The organism is Paenibacillus sp. sgz302148, assembly GCF_056120465.1.
The window spans coordinates 401013-419103 of record NZ_JBVYOJ010000001.1 but is presented as its reverse complement, the minus strand read 5'-3'; the positions used below and the strand labels follow the sequence as shown (position 1 = coordinate 419103).

General features: G+C 52.0%; 13 protein-coding genes. 6 read left to right on the top strand and 7 right to left on the bottom strand.

The genetic code is table 11. From position 1 onward, the window contains the following. Positions 1-290: 290 nt before the first annotated feature. Both AC0LWM_RS01985 and yfbR read right to left on the bottom strand, forming a co-directional pair. Positions 291-1073: a helix-turn-helix domain-containing protein gene (locus AC0LWM_RS01985; RefSeq protein WP_474673218.1), complete on the bottom strand. Its 783-nt coding sequence runs from the start codon at positions 1071-1073 to the stop codon at positions 291-293. 33 nt (positions 1074-1106) lie between these two features. Beyond that, entirely contained in the window at positions 1107-1718 is a 612-nt protein-coding gene (gene yfbR, locus AC0LWM_RS01980) for a 5'-deoxynucleotidase (protein WP_474673217.1), read from the bottom strand. Between the two features lie 115 nt (positions 1719-1833). Here yfbR and AC0LWM_RS01975 point away from each other — a divergent pair, with 115 nt between their 5' ends. The 4 genes from AC0LWM_RS01975 (at position 1834) to AC0LWM_RS01960 (ending at position 6961) form a co-directional block, all read left to right on the top strand. Further along, positions 1834-3369, top strand: a complete 1536-nt coding sequence (locus AC0LWM_RS01975; RefSeq protein ID WP_474673216.1) for a fumarate hydratase — start codon at positions 1834-1836, stop codon at positions 3367-3369. After that, a complete protein-coding gene (locus AC0LWM_RS01970) occupies positions 3366-4343 on the top strand; it encodes a bile acid:sodium symporter family protein (RefSeq protein WP_474673215.1) in 978 nt (325 codons plus the stop codon). Before AC0LWM_RS01975 ends, AC0LWM_RS01970 begins: the two co-directional genes overlap by 4 nt. A 79-nt stretch (positions 4344-4422) precedes the next feature. Then, positions 4423-6222, top strand: coding sequence for a two-component system histidine kinase PnpS (pnpS, locus tag AC0LWM_RS01965; RefSeq protein WP_474673214.1), 1800 nt, complete (start codon positions 4423-4425; stop codon positions 6220-6222). 28 nt (positions 6223-6250) lie between these two features. Continuing rightward, entirely contained in the window at positions 6251-6961 is a 711-nt protein-coding gene (locus AC0LWM_RS01960; RefSeq protein ID WP_474673213.1) for a response regulator transcription factor, read from the top strand. A gap of 94 nt (positions 6962-7055) precedes the next feature. Here the strand turns inward: AC0LWM_RS01960 and AC0LWM_RS01955 are convergent, their stop codons facing one another. The 3 genes from AC0LWM_RS01955 to AC0LWM_RS01945 are packed head-to-tail and all read right to left on the bottom strand — an operon-like array spanning position 7056 to position 11045. Continuing rightward, positions 7056-8108 carry a hypothetical protein gene (locus tag AC0LWM_RS01955; protein ID WP_474673212.1) on the bottom strand — a complete coding sequence of 351 codons (1053 nt, stop codon included), beginning with the start codon at positions 8106-8108 and terminating at the stop codon, positions 7056-7058. Positions 8109-8130: 22 nt separating this feature from the next. Continuing rightward, a complete protein-coding gene (locus AC0LWM_RS01950; protein WP_474673211.1) occupies positions 8131-10524 on the bottom strand; it encodes a DUF4179 domain-containing protein in 2394 nt (797 codons plus the stop codon). After that, a complete protein-coding gene (locus AC0LWM_RS01945) occupies positions 10521-11045 on the bottom strand; it encodes a sigma-70 family RNA polymerase sigma factor (protein WP_474673210.1) in 525 nt (174 codons plus the stop codon). Before AC0LWM_RS01945 ends, AC0LWM_RS01950 begins: the two co-directional genes overlap by 4 nt. 214 nt (positions 11046-11259) lie before the next feature. On the opposite strand from AC0LWM_RS01945, the gene AC0LWM_RS01940 reads away from it, so the two are divergent. Then, entirely contained in the window at positions 11260-14595 is a 3336-nt protein-coding gene (locus tag AC0LWM_RS01940) for an ATP-binding protein (RefSeq protein WP_474673209.1), read from the top strand. A gap of 89 nt (positions 14596-14684) precedes the next feature. Here the strand turns inward: AC0LWM_RS01940 and AC0LWM_RS01935 are convergent, their stop codons facing one another. After that, the gene (locus AC0LWM_RS01935; RefSeq protein ID WP_474673208.1) at positions 14685-15398 is read right to left on the bottom strand and encodes a stalk domain-containing protein; all 714 of its coding nucleotides are present in this window, start codon (positions 15396-15398) and stop codon (positions 14685-14687) included. 187 nt (positions 15399-15585) lie between these two features. Between AC0LWM_RS01935 and AC0LWM_RS01930 the strand changes: the two genes are divergently transcribed. Then, positions 15586-17010, top strand: a complete 1425-nt coding sequence (locus AC0LWM_RS01930; RefSeq protein WP_474673207.1) for an outer membrane protein assembly factor BamB family protein — start codon at positions 15586-15588, stop codon at positions 17008-17010. 48 nt (positions 17011-17058) lie between these two features. On the opposite strand, the gene AC0LWM_RS01925 is transcribed toward AC0LWM_RS01930, so the two are convergent. Further along, positions 17059-17934, bottom strand: a complete 876-nt coding sequence (locus tag AC0LWM_RS01925) for a helix-turn-helix domain-containing protein (RefSeq protein ID WP_474673206.1) — start codon at positions 17932-17934, stop codon at positions 17059-17061. Positions 17935-18091 lie beyond the last annotated feature (157 nt).

Here is an 18091-nt window from a genome sequence, read left to right as displayed (position 1 = left end):
CTCGTAAATTAATCCACGGACCCGGATGTACGTTGCATTCCAAGAGGAATGCCGAAAAAGAAGCCTCGAGGATCACCTCAAAGATCACCTCAAAGATCACCTCAAAGATCACCTCAAAGATCACCTCAAAGATCACCTCAAAGATCACCTCAAAGATCACCTCAAAGATCACCTCAAGGACTCAAGGAATTGTCTCAAGGAATTGTCTCAAGGAATTGTCTCAAGGATCACCTCGAGGAATTGCCAAACTTCTACGGGCATCTTGTTTGAGTTTTCATTACTTGGGGTTGTTATTCATGCCCTTTCTGGGCTTTGCGCCATTCGGAAGGGGATTGGCCGACCTTGTCCATGAACCAGCGGCTGAACGAATGGACGCCGGACAAGCCGATTTGTTCGGCGATTTGCGTGATCGCCTTGCCTGAAGAGCGAAGCAGCCATTTGGCTTCCGACAAGCGCTGCTCCTGCTGATATTGCTTCGGGGACATGCCGTAAGCGGCCGTAAAAGAGCTTCGGAACGCCGAAACGGATAAACCGGCAAGCCTCGCCAGCTCGGCGATGCGGATCTCCTGCCGCAGATTGCCGCGGATATATTCGGCCGCGCTCGTTATCGTCACCGGCTTATCGGCGCGATTGGCATGCTGGAGCAGGTAGAGCAGGAGCAAATCCAGCCATGCCCGGTTGCATTCCTGTGGTTCGATAAGCGATTGGGACGTAAACTTGAGCCAGCTGCGGAACAACGATTCATACATCTCAAGCTCGATCGACGTCAGCGCAATGAACGAAGCATGGTCCGCGCCGGTCAACCGGTTGAAGCGGATCCGAAGCGCCTCGGGGAGATGGTCTGCCTGCAGCACGCCGAAACGTATCGGCGTCGTGGAAGCGAATCGGTGCGGCAGTCCGCCGGGAATGAGGACGACATAACCGGCCTCGATGGAATAAGTCCGCCCGCTGCATTCCATCACGCCGGAGCCTTCCAGCACAACCGAGATTTCGACGGAGTGGTGCTCGTGGAAGCCCATGTCCCAATGGGCGGCATGGGAAGGAATGCCGCCTGATATAATGATGTCCGGCATAACTACACCTCGATGTTATAGTCAACGTCTTGATTATCCCTCGGACAATTCGTCAAGCGTTTTCTCGAAGCTTGGCGCCATATGGGCGAGAAAATACCGGACTTCATCCATGTCGAGCTTCTCGATCGAGCTTTCGATCTGGCGTTTTGCGACAGCGAATTCCCGGTTGCCCGCAGACAGCTCGGATACGCATTTCAAATAGGCGTCGAGCAGATCGGCGGCTTTCACGTATCGCTTCAGCTCGGCATGCTCGGCGCCGCCGTCCGCAGGCGTACCGTATTTACCGGTAATGAGCGGCTTATACGCTGTCTTGAGCTCCTCCGGCACCATACCCATTAGCCGGTCGGCGGCCATGTGTTCGATTTCGCGGAAGTTGCGCAAAATTTCCGCATTATGATGCTTCACGGGAGTTGGAATATCTCCGGTAATGACTTCGGTTACGTCGTGAAACAACGCCATCGTAACCGCCTTCTCCGTATTGACCTTGCGTCCGAGCTGCTCATTGGCGATCGTACATAGCATATGGGTCAGCAGAGCGACGTGAAAAGAATGCTCGGCGACGTTTTCTTTGGTCGTATTGCGCATCAAGCTCCACCGTTCGATATAGCGAAGCCGGTACATATAAGCAAATAAATGGCTTTCCATCGGGTCCACACACCTCATGTTCTGAATCCGTGATATATGATATTATATAACTATTGGGTCCACATTGGCTAAACATTATCGAATGATGTCTTGACGAGAGGAGTCTTTTGCAATCATGCAGCATTTTGAACAAAGCGTTTATCAACTTATTGTCGAAACATCGACGAATTTGCCGGCCGACGTCCGCAAACGGATCAAGGCGGCGCAGGAGGCGGAGGATCGCGCGACCCGCGCAGGCTTGTCGCTATCGACGATTGCCGATAATATCGAACTCGCCGAAAACAACGTCTCCCCGATCTGCCAAGATACGGGGATGCCGACGTTTATCGTGCATTGTCCCGTAGGAGCCAATCAAATCGTGATGAAGCAGCAGATCCGAAACGCAGTCAAGCAAGCGACGATCGACGGCAAGCTGCGCACGAACTCCGTTGACTCGCTAACTGGAGCGAACAGCGGCGACAATCTAGGACCGGGAACGCCGGTTATCCATTTCGAGCAATGGGAGAAAGACGATATCGATGTTCGTCTAATTCTGAAAGGCGGCGGCTGCGAGAACAAGAACATCCAATATAGCTTGCCGACCGAGCTTGAAGGACTGGGCAAAGCCGGCCGCGACCTGGACGGCATCCGCAAGTGCATCCTGCACGCAGTATACCAGGCGCAGGGCCAGGGCTGCAGCGCAGGTTTTATTGGCGTGGGCATCGGCGGAGACCGGACGACCGGGTATGAGCTGGCGAAGCATCAATTGTTCCGCGAAGTGGACGACGTTAATCCGCATCCGGACCTTGCCAAGCTCGAAGATTACATTATGGAGAACGCCAACAAGCTGGGCATCGGCACGATGGGCTTCGGAGGACAAGTGACGCTGCTCGGCTGCAAAGTCGGCGTCATGAACCGTTTGCCAGCAAGCTTCTTCGTATCCGTCGCATACAACTGCTGGGCGTATCGCCGTCAAGGCGTTATACTGAATGCCGCAACGGGCGAAATCAAGCAATGGGTATATGAAGGCGGATCGAACGAGCCGATGAAGACGGGAGCTGCCGAAGCAGCTGCGGATACATCCGACCGCCGCGAAGTCGTACTGCAAACACCGATCACTGAAGAGCAAATTCGTCAGCTGCGCGTAGGCGACGTCGTTGTCATCAACGGCGAAATGCACACCGGCCGCGATGCGCTGCACAAATATTTGATGGATCACGACGCGCCGGTTGACTTGAACGGCTCCGTCATTTACCACTGCGGTCCGGTCATGATGAAGGACGAGCAGGGCGAATGGCACGTGAAGGCGGCCGGCCCGACGACAAGTATCCGGGAGGAGCCTTACCAAGGCGATATCATCAAGAAGTTCGGCATCCGCGCGGTCATCGGCAAAGGCGGCATGGGCTCCAAAACGCTTGCGGCGCTGAAGGAGCACGGCGGCGTCTACTTGAACGCCATCGGCGGCGCGGCGCAATATTATGCCAAGTGCTTGAAGAAAGTGAACGGCGTCGATTTCATGGAATTCGGCATTCCGGAAGCGATGTGGCATCTAGAAGTGGAAGGCTTCGCGGCGATCGTCACGATGGATTCCCACGGCAACAGCTTGCACGCCGACGTTGAGAAAGATTCGTTCGCGAAATTGGCCGAATTCAAAGAACCCGTCTTCAAATGATCGGTTCAAGCTTTGGCCTCAAGTTCAACACCTTTTTCGAAAAATATATGTTCCTGATCATTCCGCTGTCGATGATTGGCGGAATGGCTTTTTCCGAGAGGCTCGCTACGTTCGTGCCTCTCGTCCCTTATTTTTTCGCTTATGTCACGTTCGTCATGGCAATCGGCTGCAACTTGACGCAGATGAAGCTTGTCTTGAAACGGCCGGGCACGATGGCGGCCACATTCGTTCTCGCGCATCTCGTTTCGCCCGCGATCGCCTACGGCATCGGCTTGCTCGTTTTTGGCGCGGGATCGCCTTATATCATCGGGCTTGTTTTGTTCGCCGTCATCCCGCTCGGCGTTTCGTCCGTGATCTGGGTCGGCTTGTCCGGCGGCAGCGTTCCGCTCATGCTGGCGATGATCGTGCTGGACTCGGCCGTCAGTCCTTTCGTCGTTCCCGCGCTCATCCGATTGTTCTTCGGCGCCGACATCGCCTTTGATCATTGGAGCATCATGCGCGACCTGCTGATCATTATCGTCGTGCCGACGATTCTGGGCGTGCTGCTGAACGAATGGACGCGCGGCGCCATTAAGACGAAGGCGGGACCGGTGCTCACGCCGCTTTCGAAGCTTGGCTTCGTGGCCGTCGTGATGCTGAACGCGGCGGCGATCGAGCCGTATGTCGAGAAGCTGTCAGGCGATTTGGCTCGGCTTGTCCCGGCCGTAATCGTGCTCGTTTCCTTGTGTTATGCGGTCGGTTTCTTCGGCTCATATCTATTCCGCGACCCGGAGATGTATATCACGCTTTCGTATGCGACCGGCATGCGCAATATTTCGCTCGGCCTCGTTCTGGCGCTCGGTTATTTCGGACCGCTCGTCGCCGTGCCGGTCGTCATGTCGATCCTGATCCAGCAGCCGATCGCCACGGTGCATCACTGGGTGCTGGACCGGTACAAGCGAAGGTTTACAAAATCTTTACAAAGCAAACTATAGCGCTCCCCGGCATGTACGGATACGATAGGATAAGAAATTGCGAAAATACACATGGTAATGCCAGGGAGACATGCTGCGTATGAAAAAATTTCGAGTCAGATTAGCGGTCATATTTATGGTTGTAATTGGCTGTATTGTCATTGTATCCGGCATCTTTATGGCCAATTTGTTCAAACAAACGCACCTCGGCGCGTTAAAAGACAGCCTAACGCGTGAAATCAAGCTGATGATTTCCACCATCGATTGGAAGAACGAAGCCGACGAGGCGGCCATGTTTGCCTATTATTCGGATTATGCCAAGCGATTGAAGACGGAAGCGGATGCCCGCATTACGATCGTCCGGGAGGACGGCAAGGTGCTGGGCGATTCCGATCACGATCCGCAAACGATGGATAACCATAAGGAAAGACCCGAAATCGCGGAAGCCGCCGCATCGGGGATTGGAAGCACGATTCGGAAGAGCGATACGTTAAACGAAAACATGCTGTACGTTGCGATCCCGCTGCCGAAGGATAAGCCGCTGCAAGGTTATGTGCGTTTAGCGATCAGTCTGAAGCAAGTCGAAGTCACAACCTACCGGTTGTGGGCTTATCTCATTGCAGGGCTGCTGCTGTTATTCGTCGTCGCCGCGCTGATCAGCTACAGGATTGCGCAAGGGCTGACGCGTCCGCTGGAAAAAATTACGCGGGTAGCGCATCAAATCGCGCATATGAATTACAAGGCGCGCGTTCATATTCAGAATGACGACGAGATCGGCCAGCTGGGAAATGCGATCAATGCGATGGCGGATAGCCTGCAGCTGCAGATGAACCGGATCAAAGAAGACGAGAGCCGGCTAAAAAACGTGCTCGAAAATATGATCAGCGGCATCATGATGATCGGAATCGATGAACGGATCGTGCTCATGAACCGTTCCGCCGAAGAAATTCTCGGCTTCTCCAGCAAGGAACTGCACGGCAAGCGCTATGGCGAAGCGAAGCTGCAATACGAGCTGACGCAAATGATTCAGGAGTGCATGGAGCAGAAGGAGCACATTCGCGAAGAGCTTCCGTTTTATTTTCCGGAGGAGCGGATGCTTGAGATCAATCTGGTTCCCGTATTCCATGACGAGAGCGACTGGGCCGGCGTTCTGGTCGTGCTCCAGGACATTTCGGCGATTCGCCGATTGGAGCGGATGCGCAGCGAGTTCGTCGCCAACGTATCCCATGAGCTGAAGACGCCGATCGCCGCGGTCAAAGGCTTCGCGGAGACGCTGCTGGCCGGAGCGGTGAACGATCCGGAAACGGCGAATACGTTCCTGCAAATCATCTACGACGAGAGCGACCGTCTGAATCGGTTGATCGGCGACATTCTGGAGCTTTCGAAGATCGAGTCGAAGCGGATTCCGCTCACGTTCTCGCCGGTGGAAATGAAAAGCTTCGTGACGCGGGTCGTCGAAGTGATGCGCGCCGAGGCGGTGCGCAAACAGATCCAGTTCGATATGCAGGTGGAAGACCAGCTGTATATGGAAGCGGATGAGGACCGATTGCGTCAAATTCTGATCAATCTCATCTCCAACGGAACCAACTATACGCCGGAAGGCGGCAAGGTGAAGGTGACGGTCGAATCGCTCGATGCGGCGGACATTCCGGGCGCGGACGCCGATAAAGTCCGCATTACGATATCGGACACCGGGATCGGCATTCCGAAGAAAGATTTGCCGCGAATCTTCGAACGGTTTTACCGCGTGGACAAAGCGAGATCGCGCAGTTCCGGCGGAACGGGACTCGGGCTTTCGATCGTGAAGCATCTCGTCGAGCTGCACAAAGGCACGATTCGGGTGGAAAGCACCGTTGGCATAGGATCGAAATTCATTATCGAATTGCCGGTCATACATTAAAAATCGGTTTAAAGTTAGGTGGTTTGCGATGCCGCAAAAAATACTGGTCATTGAAGATGAACCGACATTAGCCAGGCTGCTCACATACAACCTGTCGGTTGAGGGATACGAAACGAAAGTGATCGACAACGGGGCGGAAGGGCTTCAAGTCGCACTGCAGCAAGGCTATGATTTGATTATTCTGGACATTATGCTGCCGGGCATGAACGGATTCGAAATTTTGTCGAAGCTACGGCAGAAGGGAAGCACGACGCCGGTTATCATCCTGACGGCGCGCAATGCGGAGGAGGAGGTCGTCCAAGGGCTGAAGCACGGGGCGGACGACTACATTACGAAGCCGTTCGGCGTTGCCGAGCTGCTCGCCCGCGTCTCTGCCGTGCTGCGCCGGACTTCGTCCGACGATACGGCGGCCGTTGCCGTTTCGCAGACGGAGAAAGTGATTGCCGTCGGCGATTTGCGCATCTATCCGGAGAAATACGAGGTTGTTCTGCACGGCGAGTCCATCTCGCTGCGGCCGAAGGAATTCGAGGTTCTGCTGTATCTCGTGCAGCGGCCCGGCATGGTTATTACGCGCGACGATCTGATGAACATCGTATGGGGCTTCGATTATATCGGCGGCCAGCGGACGGTGGACGTCCATGTCAGCTCGCTGCGCAAGAAGCTTGAGATGAGCCAGCAGTCGGTACAAATCGATTCGATTCGGGGCGTTGGCTACAAGCTTGTCGTGAGCAAAAAATAAAAGAGGACGCAACAAACCGCTGAAGATTGATCTTCAGCGGTTTCCTTTTTCATGACTCCGAAATCTCGGTATCTCTCTAAAGTTTTTTTATTGGTTATTTGCGTTTGTTGTAAGGAATATCCGATTCCAGCCGAATTAAATTGCCGGCAAAGTCGAATTTGGCGATGATGCCTTCTTTTCCCTTGCTGCCGAACTTATAGTCGCCCCAATTTTTATCGACCGTCAGCGTATATTTGGCCAAATCAATGCCGAACAGCGACTTGGCAAGCGGCTTGACGATGGCCGTCGCTTGCTGTTTCGTGAGGGATTTTTTCTCTTTGCCCGTTGCGGCTGACACCAGATCAACGGCGTAAAGCTTGCCGGTTTTCGCCCCGATCGTAACCGATTGAATGATTGTTTTGGCTTCCGGATTTTGTTTGTTGGCTGCGACCAAGGTTAAAAATTCCCAAGTTTCGGTCTCGTCAAATTTGCTTCGCACCACGTCCGTAAACGGCTGGAATTTCGCTTTCGGCATTTTTTTCACCGCTTGTTCGGCTTTGGCAAGCAGTTTTTTGTCGGCGGCGGAAGGCAGTAGGTTCACCCTAAAATTGACCGGTTGATTTTTGATCGCATCCACTTCAATGAATTGCCGGTTGGATAGGCTGAAGCTGTACGCCTGTTTTTTGTTGCTTGGCGATTCGTTTTTATAGAAATAAACGTCTTCGAATTGGGCCTTCGGATTGCCGCCGAGTTGTTGAACGGCCTTGCGGGCGGTTTGCAAAAATTTATCTTTTGCCGCCGTCAACGCGGAAATATCGTATTTTAATGAAACGGTAAGCAATTTGGCGGATTCGACGTCAACCGATACGATAGCATCCCTGGACTTGGACTGAATGATCCAGCATTCCTTTTGCGTTTTGGCATTGTCATCCGGATAATAAGGATTTTTGAACGCTTCCTCGAGCGTAAAGGTGTTTCCGTTACCATATTCGGCAAGCGCCTTTTGCGCCACGTCAACATATTTCTGATCCAGATCCGCGATTTGAACCGTATCGCTATCTACAAGCCCCGCGTTTTGCTCAGCCGCCGCGGGCGCTATCATCGCGGGCGCTGCCGAGAACAGGCTGAGAGCGAGAAGCGCTGCACAAAGTTTATTGATATTTTTCATGATCCATCATCCTCCGTTATGTTTAGTCCTGGAATCCTCGTTCGGGAATCACATTGAATTCCCAAAACGTTCCTTTTGCGTTGATTTTGGCTCGGACCGTCGGCAAGCCTTTCTTGGCGAAAGTATACTCATTGAGATGTATATTGACCGTATAACCTTCCAGGTTGATGCCAAACAGCTTGTCGACAACCGGTGCCGCTGCGGCTATTGCCTTCGCTTCGGTATAAAACGGTTTGCCGTACAACGCCCGCGCCGCGTTTTTGTCTCCGGGCTCGTCGTTTTTGTAGCCTAAACCGACATAGTGCAATTGTTTCGTTTTTGCGCCGAATTTGGCGAACAGGCTGTGGTTGCTGTATATTTCCCACACGTATTGCTGCGGCGTCTTTACTAGCTCCACCTCGGAGATGCGCAGCTCTTTGCCGCGCGAGAACAGGTCGTAAGCGCGCTTCGCCTCCGCTTTCACCGCAGGATCGGCCTGCTTCGGTGCAAAGCTCAAGGAAGCTTTCTCCACAGCACCGCTTAAGGCGTCGATGTCAACCTTCGCTTTTTCGCCCTTTAAGGTCCATCGATTTTCATTCATTCTTTTCGTACGCATCGCTTCCTGGAACGGTGCCGTCTGATCGGATGCAAGCTCGCGAATCGCTTGCTCCGCGGCGAGACGTATGTTCTCGTCCGCTTGGTCGTAAGGCAGCGTCCTTTCGACGACAAAAGGGTCTCCTTTCGCTTTGTCCACGATGACGATCCCGCTGTCGTCCTTCAAATGGAGAAACCATCGGTCGTCAAGATCGGTAACTCCGTAAAGCTCCACAGGTTGTCCGGGCAGCAGCTCCTTCATCGCTTGCGCCGCTTTGCTCACGACTTTTGACCGCAGGTCGGCTACCGTCAAGTCGTAAACTTTCGGTTCGTCCGCGGCAAGCGGGGCAGGGGCGTTCGAAGGAACAAGCGGAATGCTCCAACTTACCGGATGTTTCTGAATATACGTTTCGGCGGTTAGAGTAAGCCCTTCCGGCCCGTTATCCTCGCTAGGGAAGAAAAACAGCGTCCGGTTACGGAAATCGCCTTCATCATTCTTCGTTAATTCGATCGCGCTTTGGGCCTGTATTTGCTTTCCGTTTTTGTCTTTCAGCTGCCACTGCAAATCCAGCATATCAACACCGAGCCGCTGATCGGCTTCGACGATCCATCCTTTGCCCTGGAACGCCTCCCGGCCGTCCGGCAGTTTGATCGGCGTTTCTTCCGTTTTTGGCCTTGCCGAAAACATTGTTGTTTTGTCCCCGATCGTCTTTACCAAAGGCCGGCTCTTGAGCGATTGCGGATCGAGCGGGATGTCCACGGGGTTCGGCAAAGTCTCCTTCGTATACACCGCCGTCAGCTCAAGCTTCAAATCCTTGCTGTCTTTGAAGGGAAAGAAAGAATGCCAATATCGCACCCGGCCCGTTTGTCCCTGGCCGATGACCATGGACGGGATTACGTTCTCGTTTTCGATGGCCAGCTCAGCGGGAGTAATGCCGTCGTACGCGGCGACGACGCGGCCATCGCCGTCCGTAATCCGATAGCTGAACGAAGGGTCGCCTTGGCCCGAGCTGCGCCATCCTTGCGTTTCATTCACTTGAAGCAGCATTTCCGATTTGCTCGGCCCGTGTCGAAGCTGAATGAAGTTAATGCTGAAGCCGAGCGGAGACTCGTACTTTTGGTATAACGGAACAATCGAAGCCGAGGACTTCGCGGAAGCAACGTCGATCGGAACGTCCAGTCGCCATTTGCCCTGCACTTTGCCGATTTGATGAATGTCGAAATGGACATAGAGCGTATCCGGCAGGTCGGACAACGATTTCAGCTCTTTTCCGGGAACAAGACCGTCCGGCTCAAGAAACATGATTCGATCGGTGCCTGCTTTTCTCGATTGAACGCCCATGCGAAGCTCGTTCCCGTCGGCGTCGGTAACGGTATAATTGTTCGCATAGGGGTCTTGATCCGGTTCCGAAGGGATAAACGATTCGAACAACAGGTCGGAATCAAGCGGTTTTCCGTCTTTCTCCACGCCGTACAGGATAGAAAAACGAAAAACGTCATTCACAATTTCTTTGACCTTGAGTGTAATGCCCTGATCGGTCACTTGCATATTTACCGGCTTGGCAAAACCATCGACCGCCGCCTTCTTGAGTCCGGCATCCACGTTGTCTGACCAGAACAACGATTTGACGTACGATGCGAAGGCAGGAGAGGCTGCGGCGCCCAAAGCGGCTGCAATCAATACGCCCCCGGCGGTTACGGCAACATATTTGCCCCATTTTCGCAAGCCGCGGCGACCTGCCGTCAGCTCGCGTTTCGCTTGCATAATGCCAAGCCGGCTTCGCTCGCTTAATTCGGGAGGAATTTCGATCGTTTCGATTTCCCGGGTTACTCGGTTGCTCACATGATCTCCCCTTTCTTCAGCTTTTTCCGAAGCTTGTCCAAGCTCCTGTACAATATCGATTTGGTCGAACCTAAGGGCAGGTTCAGCAAGTCGGCGATCGACTTGAGCGAATGGCCTTGATAAAAGCGCAGGACGACGACGCTCTTTTCGTTCGTATCGAGCTTATCCAGCAAGTCCTGCAGCGTGAGCGACAGCGGAATATCGTCTTCGCTGCCCCCGTCGAGCTGCTCCGCATAGTCCGGCGAAAACGGAACGACTTTGCTGCGGTGCCGGAGCAAATTCATCGTGCAATTGATCGCGATCCGCATAAGCCACGTTTTGAAATATTGCGGCTCCCTGAGCGTATGGATCGATTTGAACGAATGATAGGCCGTTTCCTGCACGATATCGAGGGCGTCCTCCTTGTTTTTGACATAAACGTAGGCCGTCCTGTAAATCATTACCTCGTATTGCGAGAACAACGCAACATAGGCTTTGTCATTGCCCTTTTGCGCTTTTTTCACTAGTTTCTCGACATCCATTCCGGGTTCCTCAACTCGCTTTCCGTTACATAGATTAGATGGGGGAACGTCGGATTTGGCTTCAATTATAAAAAAGTTTTTCTTATCTCGACGAATTGGTATCTCGCGCGTATTCCGTGAACAATCAAACAAAGTTGGTCTTGACAAAAAGGCGATGGAATACAATGATTAAATTATGTTAACGAATTTCCGCTTTGCGATTGGAGGAGTCGGTTTGGCAGGCTGCTGTTTTCAACTATTGGGCAGTTTGAAAATGACCTTCGACGGCGAAGAAGTTGCGCCGAATTTTACCGGCGGCAAAGCCAGGTTGCTGGCTTACTTGATTCTCTCCTTCGACAGGCCGCAAAGCAGGAAGCAAATTGCCTTTGATTTCTGGCCGGATTCCACCGAGAAACAAGCGTTATCCAATTTAAGAAAACTTCTTCACGATTTGAGAGTCAGTCTTCCGCAAATCGATCGATACCTCAAGATTACTTCAACTTCGCTTCAATGGACCGATGAACTTCCTTTTTGCTCGGATGTACGTGATTTCGAACAGGCGGCGCTTGGGCAAACCCTTCATGAATTGCGCAAAGCGGAACAATTATACAAAGGCGAGCTTCTGCCTGGATTTTACGATGAGTGGCTCGGTGCGAAACGCGAATTGCTGGCGCAAACGTATTTGAACGTCCTTGACAAGATCATTGCGATTTTGATCGGACAGCGGGAGTACTCAGCGGCTTTATTGTACGCGAATAAGCTGCTGGCCAGCAATCATTCACGGGAGGAAACTTACCGCACGCTGATGAGACTGCATGCGCTGAATAAAGATAAGGCGAGTATCGTGCAAACCTACCGTCAGCTCCACAATGTTCTGCAAGACGAGTTCGGAATCGGCCCTGCGGAGGAAACATCGCAACTCTTGGAAGCGCTTATACAGAATAGCATCGAACCTTCGGTTGCCGCGGACAGCCCAATGCCGCTCATTGGCAGAATTGCCGAGTGGAGGAGCTTGCTAACCGCTTGGAAACAAGCAACCGGCGACAGAAACGGATTGCTGCTTTTGAAAGGCGAGGCCGGGATCGGTAAAACCCGATTAGCTCTGGAATTCAAAGCATGGGTAAAGAGCCATGGAGGACAAACGGCATTAGCGGGTTGCTATCCGTCGTTAAGATCGCTGTCTTATACGCCGGTCGCAGCATGGCTCAGGAGCCTGCCTTTGCCGCAGCTAGGCCCGGACCGGCTGTCCGAACTTTCGCGATTGCTGCCGGAATTGCATGAACGGTACCCTGATCTGCCAAAGCCAAATCCGATTCTGGAGAGCTGGCAGCAAAATAATTGGTACGAGGCCATGGAGCAGATGCTGCTTGCCAAACAACCGCTATTGCTCGTCCTTGACGATATGCAATGGAGCGACGGCGAGACGCTGCAGCTGCTTTCTTATCTGCTTCGAAGCGATTCCAATGCCAAACTGCTTGTGATTGCCACAATGAGATCGGATGAGCCTCCGGGCGATGCCGTAGATCAGGTCATTCGCGATTTGCGGACCGAGCGGAAGCTGACGGAAATCGATCTTGCTCCGCTAGGCGAGGAAGAAACGAGGCAGATGATGGTTTCCGCTGTCGGCGATGCCCTGACAGACCGTCATTTCACAGGTTTATATGCCGGTACCGGCGGTAATCCGCTATTCATCGTGGAGACATTGCGGGAGTGGGTTCACATGGGAGGCAGCAACGATTTTCGGCTTTCCCCCATGGTCAACGCTGTCATCCAAAACCGTTTGGGAAAGCTTTCGCCGAATCGGCGCCGGCTTGTTTCGGCGATCGCCGCGGTCGGCAGACCCGTTTCGGCAGCATTAGCGGCAAAACTGTCGCATATGGGGGAAGAAGCGGCTTTGGAACAACTCGAGCAGCTTGCCCATGTCAAAGTTTTGCAAGAGGCGGGCAACGGAGAGTATGATTTTACGCATGACATCGTCAAAGAAACTGCATACAAGCTGAATAACGAAAGTAGAAGACGCCAATGCCACGGGCAAATTGCGCGTTGTTTGAGTGCGTTCCATCGCGGGCAGCCGGAAGCGTTTGCCGCGGAAATCGCCTTCCATTATGAGCTGGCGGGCATGGTTCAGAAGGCTGTTGACTATTATGAAATGGCCGCGGCAGCGGCGGAAAAGATTTATGCCAATGAAACAAGAATCAAGTATTACCGGAAAATTTGCGACCTGCTGCCTGCTGAACAGATCTTGCCCGTTCTGATGAAGCTCGGCGATGCTCTGATCATTGCAGGCGATTGGAGCGAGGCGGAGAGAACTTATCGAAGTTGGCTCGAAAACTTCGGATATTCCGTTTCCATTCAAGAACGGTCCTTATGCGACGTCGGATTAGGAAATTGCTTGCGCATTCAAGGCAAATATGCGGAGGCCAAATATTATTTGGAGCGCGCGCTTTCCCGATTTAAGCTGATCGAGGACAGTGCCGGTTTAAGTCTTGTCTACGGCACGCTCGGGAGCTTGTATTATTTCAGTTCGAATTACGATCAATCGCTTTATTATTTATTGGAGCGAATGGAAATGATTGATGGCAATCACCGAACGAGGGATGATTGCCGGTTTATCGGCTTCATCGGATTCCTATATTATGACCAATGCGAATACGACGTTGCGATTGAATGGTTTAAAAGACAAACCAGGCTCGCCGTCGAGATTCGGGAGCCCTATTTCGTCGGAGAAGCGGTGGGCGGATTGGCATTGGTTTATTTCGAAACGGACGATACGGATCAGGCTTTCGACCATATTATCGAAAAGATGGAGATCAGCAAAACGATCGGGGCCAGGATGGCTTTTGCGATGGCAATCGGCATGATGGGCAAATATTATCATTTGCTTGGAGCCCGCGAGCAGGCGGAACAATGCTTTGCGTTTTGCCTTGAAGAGTCGGTTCTGATCAAGGATATGCATATTGCCGCCGTCGTGCTCGGTATGGCAGGATGCAGTCTGATGGCGCAATGCCGGTATGAGGAGGCGGGTGTTAGGATTGCCTATTCGTTGCGGATTTCAAGGCATATTCATAATCCGTTTTTCGAATGCGACGCACTTTATTTCATGAGCTTACTGAGGCATCGGCAGAATCAGCACGAAAGCGCCGTGGAGGCCGCCGAAGAAGCGCTGCTTATCGCGGGCCGGCTGAAACGAAGAGAAATGCAGGCGAATCTGCTTGTGCAACTGATCGATTTGAGGACGGGAATGGGGCGGATAACCTCTGCCGAGGCGATGGATCAGTTGAAGCGGATGATGGCGCAATATTCCGGACAACAAGAACGGGCCGCCATAAGCTTCGCGATGTGGAAGCTGGATCCCGAATCAGAAGAGCTTAGGGACTTGGCGCGTAGGTTGAATGAGGCGTTGTACCGCAAATCAGGCAAAGAGGAATATCTCATCCGTTGCCGCGAAATGCACGGTTCTCCCGAACTTGCCGCAGCGCGGCAAATGCCGCGAATAGCGGCCGAAGTTACGCACAACAAAAGGATCTCTCCCGACATATTCGCGGAGATCGATCGATATATGAAATCTTGAACTTGCTTCAAGAAAGGGAACACCCTCGGCCCCCCATGATTTGAAATACGGATTGGCGAAGGTATTCCCTTGTTTTATAGATGTTCGGTTTACGGCGACACGTAGCTGTCCTTTAAAATATAGAGAAGCGGCTTTTCGGCTTGATTCTCGGCATCATAGGCCGAAACATACGCATATTGGCTGCCTTGCAAGTCTACGTCCACTTCGGTAACCTTACCTTCTTCAAGGCTGATTTCCTCTGAAAGCTGCTGCTTGCTCCCGTTCAACACCCTGACCTTCATCGCGGACTTTGCGACCATCACCAAGTGCAACGAATTGTATTTTTTTCCGAAGTTGAATTTGACGTTAGGCGAGCCTTCATACCACCCTAACCCGACATTTTCCGCAGCGAACGCATAGGCTCCGTTGTACTGTTTTTCATCGAATACAAGCTGCTTTTTATCGACCACATCGTAATATTTTTCACTCCAAAAATCCGCCTTCACCTGTTTGGAATATAGGTTAGTGATTGGGTTGCTTTCCCCAAACCGGATCGTTTGCGTGGATCCTTCCCACGATACCGCAATGTCAAAAGCGTTCGCGATAACCCGAAGCGGCAAATATACCGTTCCATTGTAGGAGATCGGCAGCACATCCTTTCCCTTGCTGTCCGTCGGGCGCCAGTCCGCGCCGTCTTTGACGAATTTGATATTTCCGTCCAAAAAAGCCTTGATGGCGGTTACATTGCTAGCGGCGAATGCGCCGGCCGAAAGCGACAGCAATGCGGTTATGACGAGCAGTACAACGACACTTGTTTTCTTCATGAAACCTCTTCCTCCATATTCATTAGAATTCATCAAGGTGAGCTTACCAAGGCAGGCGCTTCAAAAGCGCTTCAAAATCCGTCATGCGGGAAAAAGGGTGAAGCGTTTTTGAAGCGCCACCTCTGTTAACATAGTTCTGATTGATGCGAAATCGTTCATAACCATGCGAATAGAAAGGAACGTTGCCATGTCTGCAAAAAAATTGCTTGATGTCGTTCTCTGTTCCGTTATTTTGTTTGCCGGCCTGCTCCCGTTCCACTCCGCAACGGCGGCTGGCTTGGAATTCGATCCGAAAATCAATCTAATTCCGGAAATTAAGCTAAATCCAAACCCGATCGATATTAAAATAAATCAGGATATCATCTCCACTTTAATTGTTCCTAGCTCAAATGGCGTGCTGAGATGGAAATTCGAAACAAAAGGCGGGATTTCATCCACGCCGGCGGTCGGGGCGGACGGCACCGTCTATTTCGGATCCTACGATAAAAACTTCTATGCAGTAGACCGTAAAGGCAAGAAGAAATGGGAAATTGCATTGGAGGACGATAGCATACGATCTCCTCTGATCGGGAGCGACGGCACGATCTATGTCGGTACGGCAGAAAGATTGGTTGCGATCAGCCCGGAAGGGAAGATACAATGGGAGTTTCGGACAGGCGGCATCGATTCCAAACCGGCGATCGGAGCGGATGGCACCCTGTATATCGGTTCCGGAAAATATTTGTATGCGATAAAACCGAACGGAAAGATGAAATGGAAATTCGAAACAGGCGGCGCGATTCATTCCTCGCCTGCGATTGGAGCAGAAGGTACGATCTATGTCGGTTCCACGGATGCCAAGTTGTATGCAATCAAGCCGAACGGAACGAAAAAATGGGCGTTTTCGACAGGGGGCATTGTTTTTAGGTCCGGGGCAGCGATCGGAGCGGACGGCACCATCTATATCGGTTCACGTGATAAAAAACTGTACGCGATTCAGCCGGACGGCACGAAAAAATGGGAGTTCGTTACAGGGAACGCTGTCGACGCCACGCCGGCAATCGCTTCAAACGGCATGATCTATGTCAATTCCTTAGACGGGAAATTGTACGCGATCCAAGCAAACGGCAAGAAAAAGTGGGAGTCCGATGCAAGGGGCTATGGATATTCCTCACCCGCAGTCGGTGCAAGCGGCACCGTTTATTTCGGTCCCGAAAGCGGCGACAAATTGTTTGCGTTCAAACCGAACGGTAAGGTGGAGTGGGTATTTGAAGCGTCGAGTTCTTTAAATGCTTCTCCCGCTATCGGGGCTGATGGAGCCGTATATGTCGGAACGTCAAAGGGGTTCGGCGGCGGGGTTCTCTATGCGATTGGGATGGTTTCCGTAAGCAGCGTAAGCTTGGATAAAACAGAATTAAGGCTGAAAGCCGGGCAGACGGAAACTTTGCAGGCGACCGTGCTGCCAAACAACGCTACATTCAAGGATCTTGAATGGTCCAGCGACGATGAAAGCATCGCCGCCGTGGACAACTCGGGCAAAGTAACGGCTGCCGCGGCGGGCAAGACAACGATTACGGCAACGTCGGAGGACGGTGGATATTACAAGCAATGCGTTGTGATCGTCACGGAGTAGCAGGGTATAGATGGGCAGACGGGCACACATAGACGGACATAGACGGGCTTATTGCCCGTCCGCCCACTCCAGCATCTTCCGGCGGTATTCGTTCGGGGAACAGTCGTTATATTTTTTGAAAATTTTATAAAAATGCGCCATGTTCGGCATGCCGATTGATTCGCCCACTTGGGTGATGCTGATGTCTTTGGTCAGCAAAATCCGTTCCGCCCGTTTTATTTTTTGATAGTTTACATATTCGGTGAACGACATGCCGACCACTTTCTTGAAATACTTCACGAAATAATAGTAGCTGATGTTGGCGACCTTGCTCGCTTCCTCGACTTGAATTTTGTCCATGATATTCTGCTCGATGTAGTCAAGCACAGGCTTTAACCGCTCCATATCGGCATTGTCGCGGTAGTTCAGCGCTTTCTGCGAATCGGCGCGAAGCAGGGTCAGGATGATCTGATTGATCAGCACGTTCACGGCGATTTCGTAGCCTTCCGATTTGTTCGACGATTCGCGGTGGATCTCCGCGGCGTAGTCGAATATTCTTTTTTTCGCCTCGGGATTTTCTTCGAAAATATAATTCAAATGGCTGAGCGGCCGTTTCGTCTCGGCAAAATACGGCAAATAAGGCAGCGTGTTCTGACCGAAAAATTGCTGGATATCGAACTGCAGTACAATATAGGTTAAGCCGTGTTCGCGGAAGCTGCGGTCGCGGTGCAGCTGGTTCGAGCCGATCAGCACGACGTCCCCGCGCTTCATCGCATAATACTCTTCTTCGACGTATACATCGAGGTAGCCGTCAAGGATGACGAGAATCTCTAGTTCTTTATGGTAATGCCACGTGCCCAAATCGTCGTTATTCCGGGAGGACTGGAACACCCGTAAGGACAACAGCGGATTTTCGTAATATACTTTTTCATTGAAAAACTCCATGCATCGGGCCTCCGAAATGCCAAAATCGCATATAATGAGAACTATTTAGTTCATATCTTTTTTGTGAAAAGTTATCTATACTATATTTTAGTGTACGCGCTCTCATCTATCAAGAACTTAAAACCAAGCTGGTGTTAGTATTCACCAATAGGAGGAA

Bases quoted from the DNA above. Each gene is read 5' to 3' on its own strand.
- yfbR (WP_474673217.1), bottom strand. From the start codon at position 1,718: ATGGAAAGCCATTTATTTGCTTATATGTACCGGCTTCGCTATATCGAA.
- AC0LWM_RS01955 (WP_474673212.1), bottom strand. From the start codon at position 8,108: ATGAAAAATATCAATAAACTTTGTGCAGCGCTTCTCGCTCTCAGCCTG.
- AC0LWM_RS01945 (WP_474673210.1), bottom strand. From the start codon at position 11,045: ATGGATGTCGAGAAACTAGTGAAAAAAGCGCAAAAGGGCAATGACAAA.
- pnpS (WP_474673214.1), top strand. From the start codon at position 4,423: ATGAAAAAATTTCGAGTCAGATTAGCGGTCATATTTATGGTTGTAATT.
- AC0LWM_RS01960 (WP_474673213.1), top strand. From the start codon at position 6,251: ATGCCGCAAAAAATACTGGTCATTGAAGATGAACCGACATTAGCCAGG.
- AC0LWM_RS01925 (WP_474673206.1), bottom strand. From the start codon at position 17,934: ATGGAGTTTTTCAATGAAAAAGTATATTACGAAAATCCGCTGTTGTCC.
- AC0LWM_RS01975 (WP_474673216.1), top strand. From the start codon at position 1,834: ATGCAGCATTTTGAACAAAGCGTTTATCAACTTATTGTCGAAACATCG.
- AC0LWM_RS01930 (WP_474673207.1), top strand. From the start codon at position 15,586: ATGTCTGCAAAAAAATTGCTTGATGTCGTTCTCTGTTCCGTTATTTTG.
- AC0LWM_RS01970 (WP_474673215.1), top strand. From the start codon at position 3,366: ATGATCGGTTCAAGCTTTGGCCTCAAGTTCAACACCTTTTTCGAAAAA.
- AC0LWM_RS01985 (WP_474673218.1), bottom strand. From the start codon at position 1,073: ATGCCGGACATCATTATATCAGGCGGCATTCCTTCCCATGCCGCCCAT.
- AC0LWM_RS01935 (WP_474673208.1), bottom strand. From the start codon at position 15,398: ATGAAGAAAACAAGTGTCGTTGTACTGCTCGTCATAACCGCATTGCTG.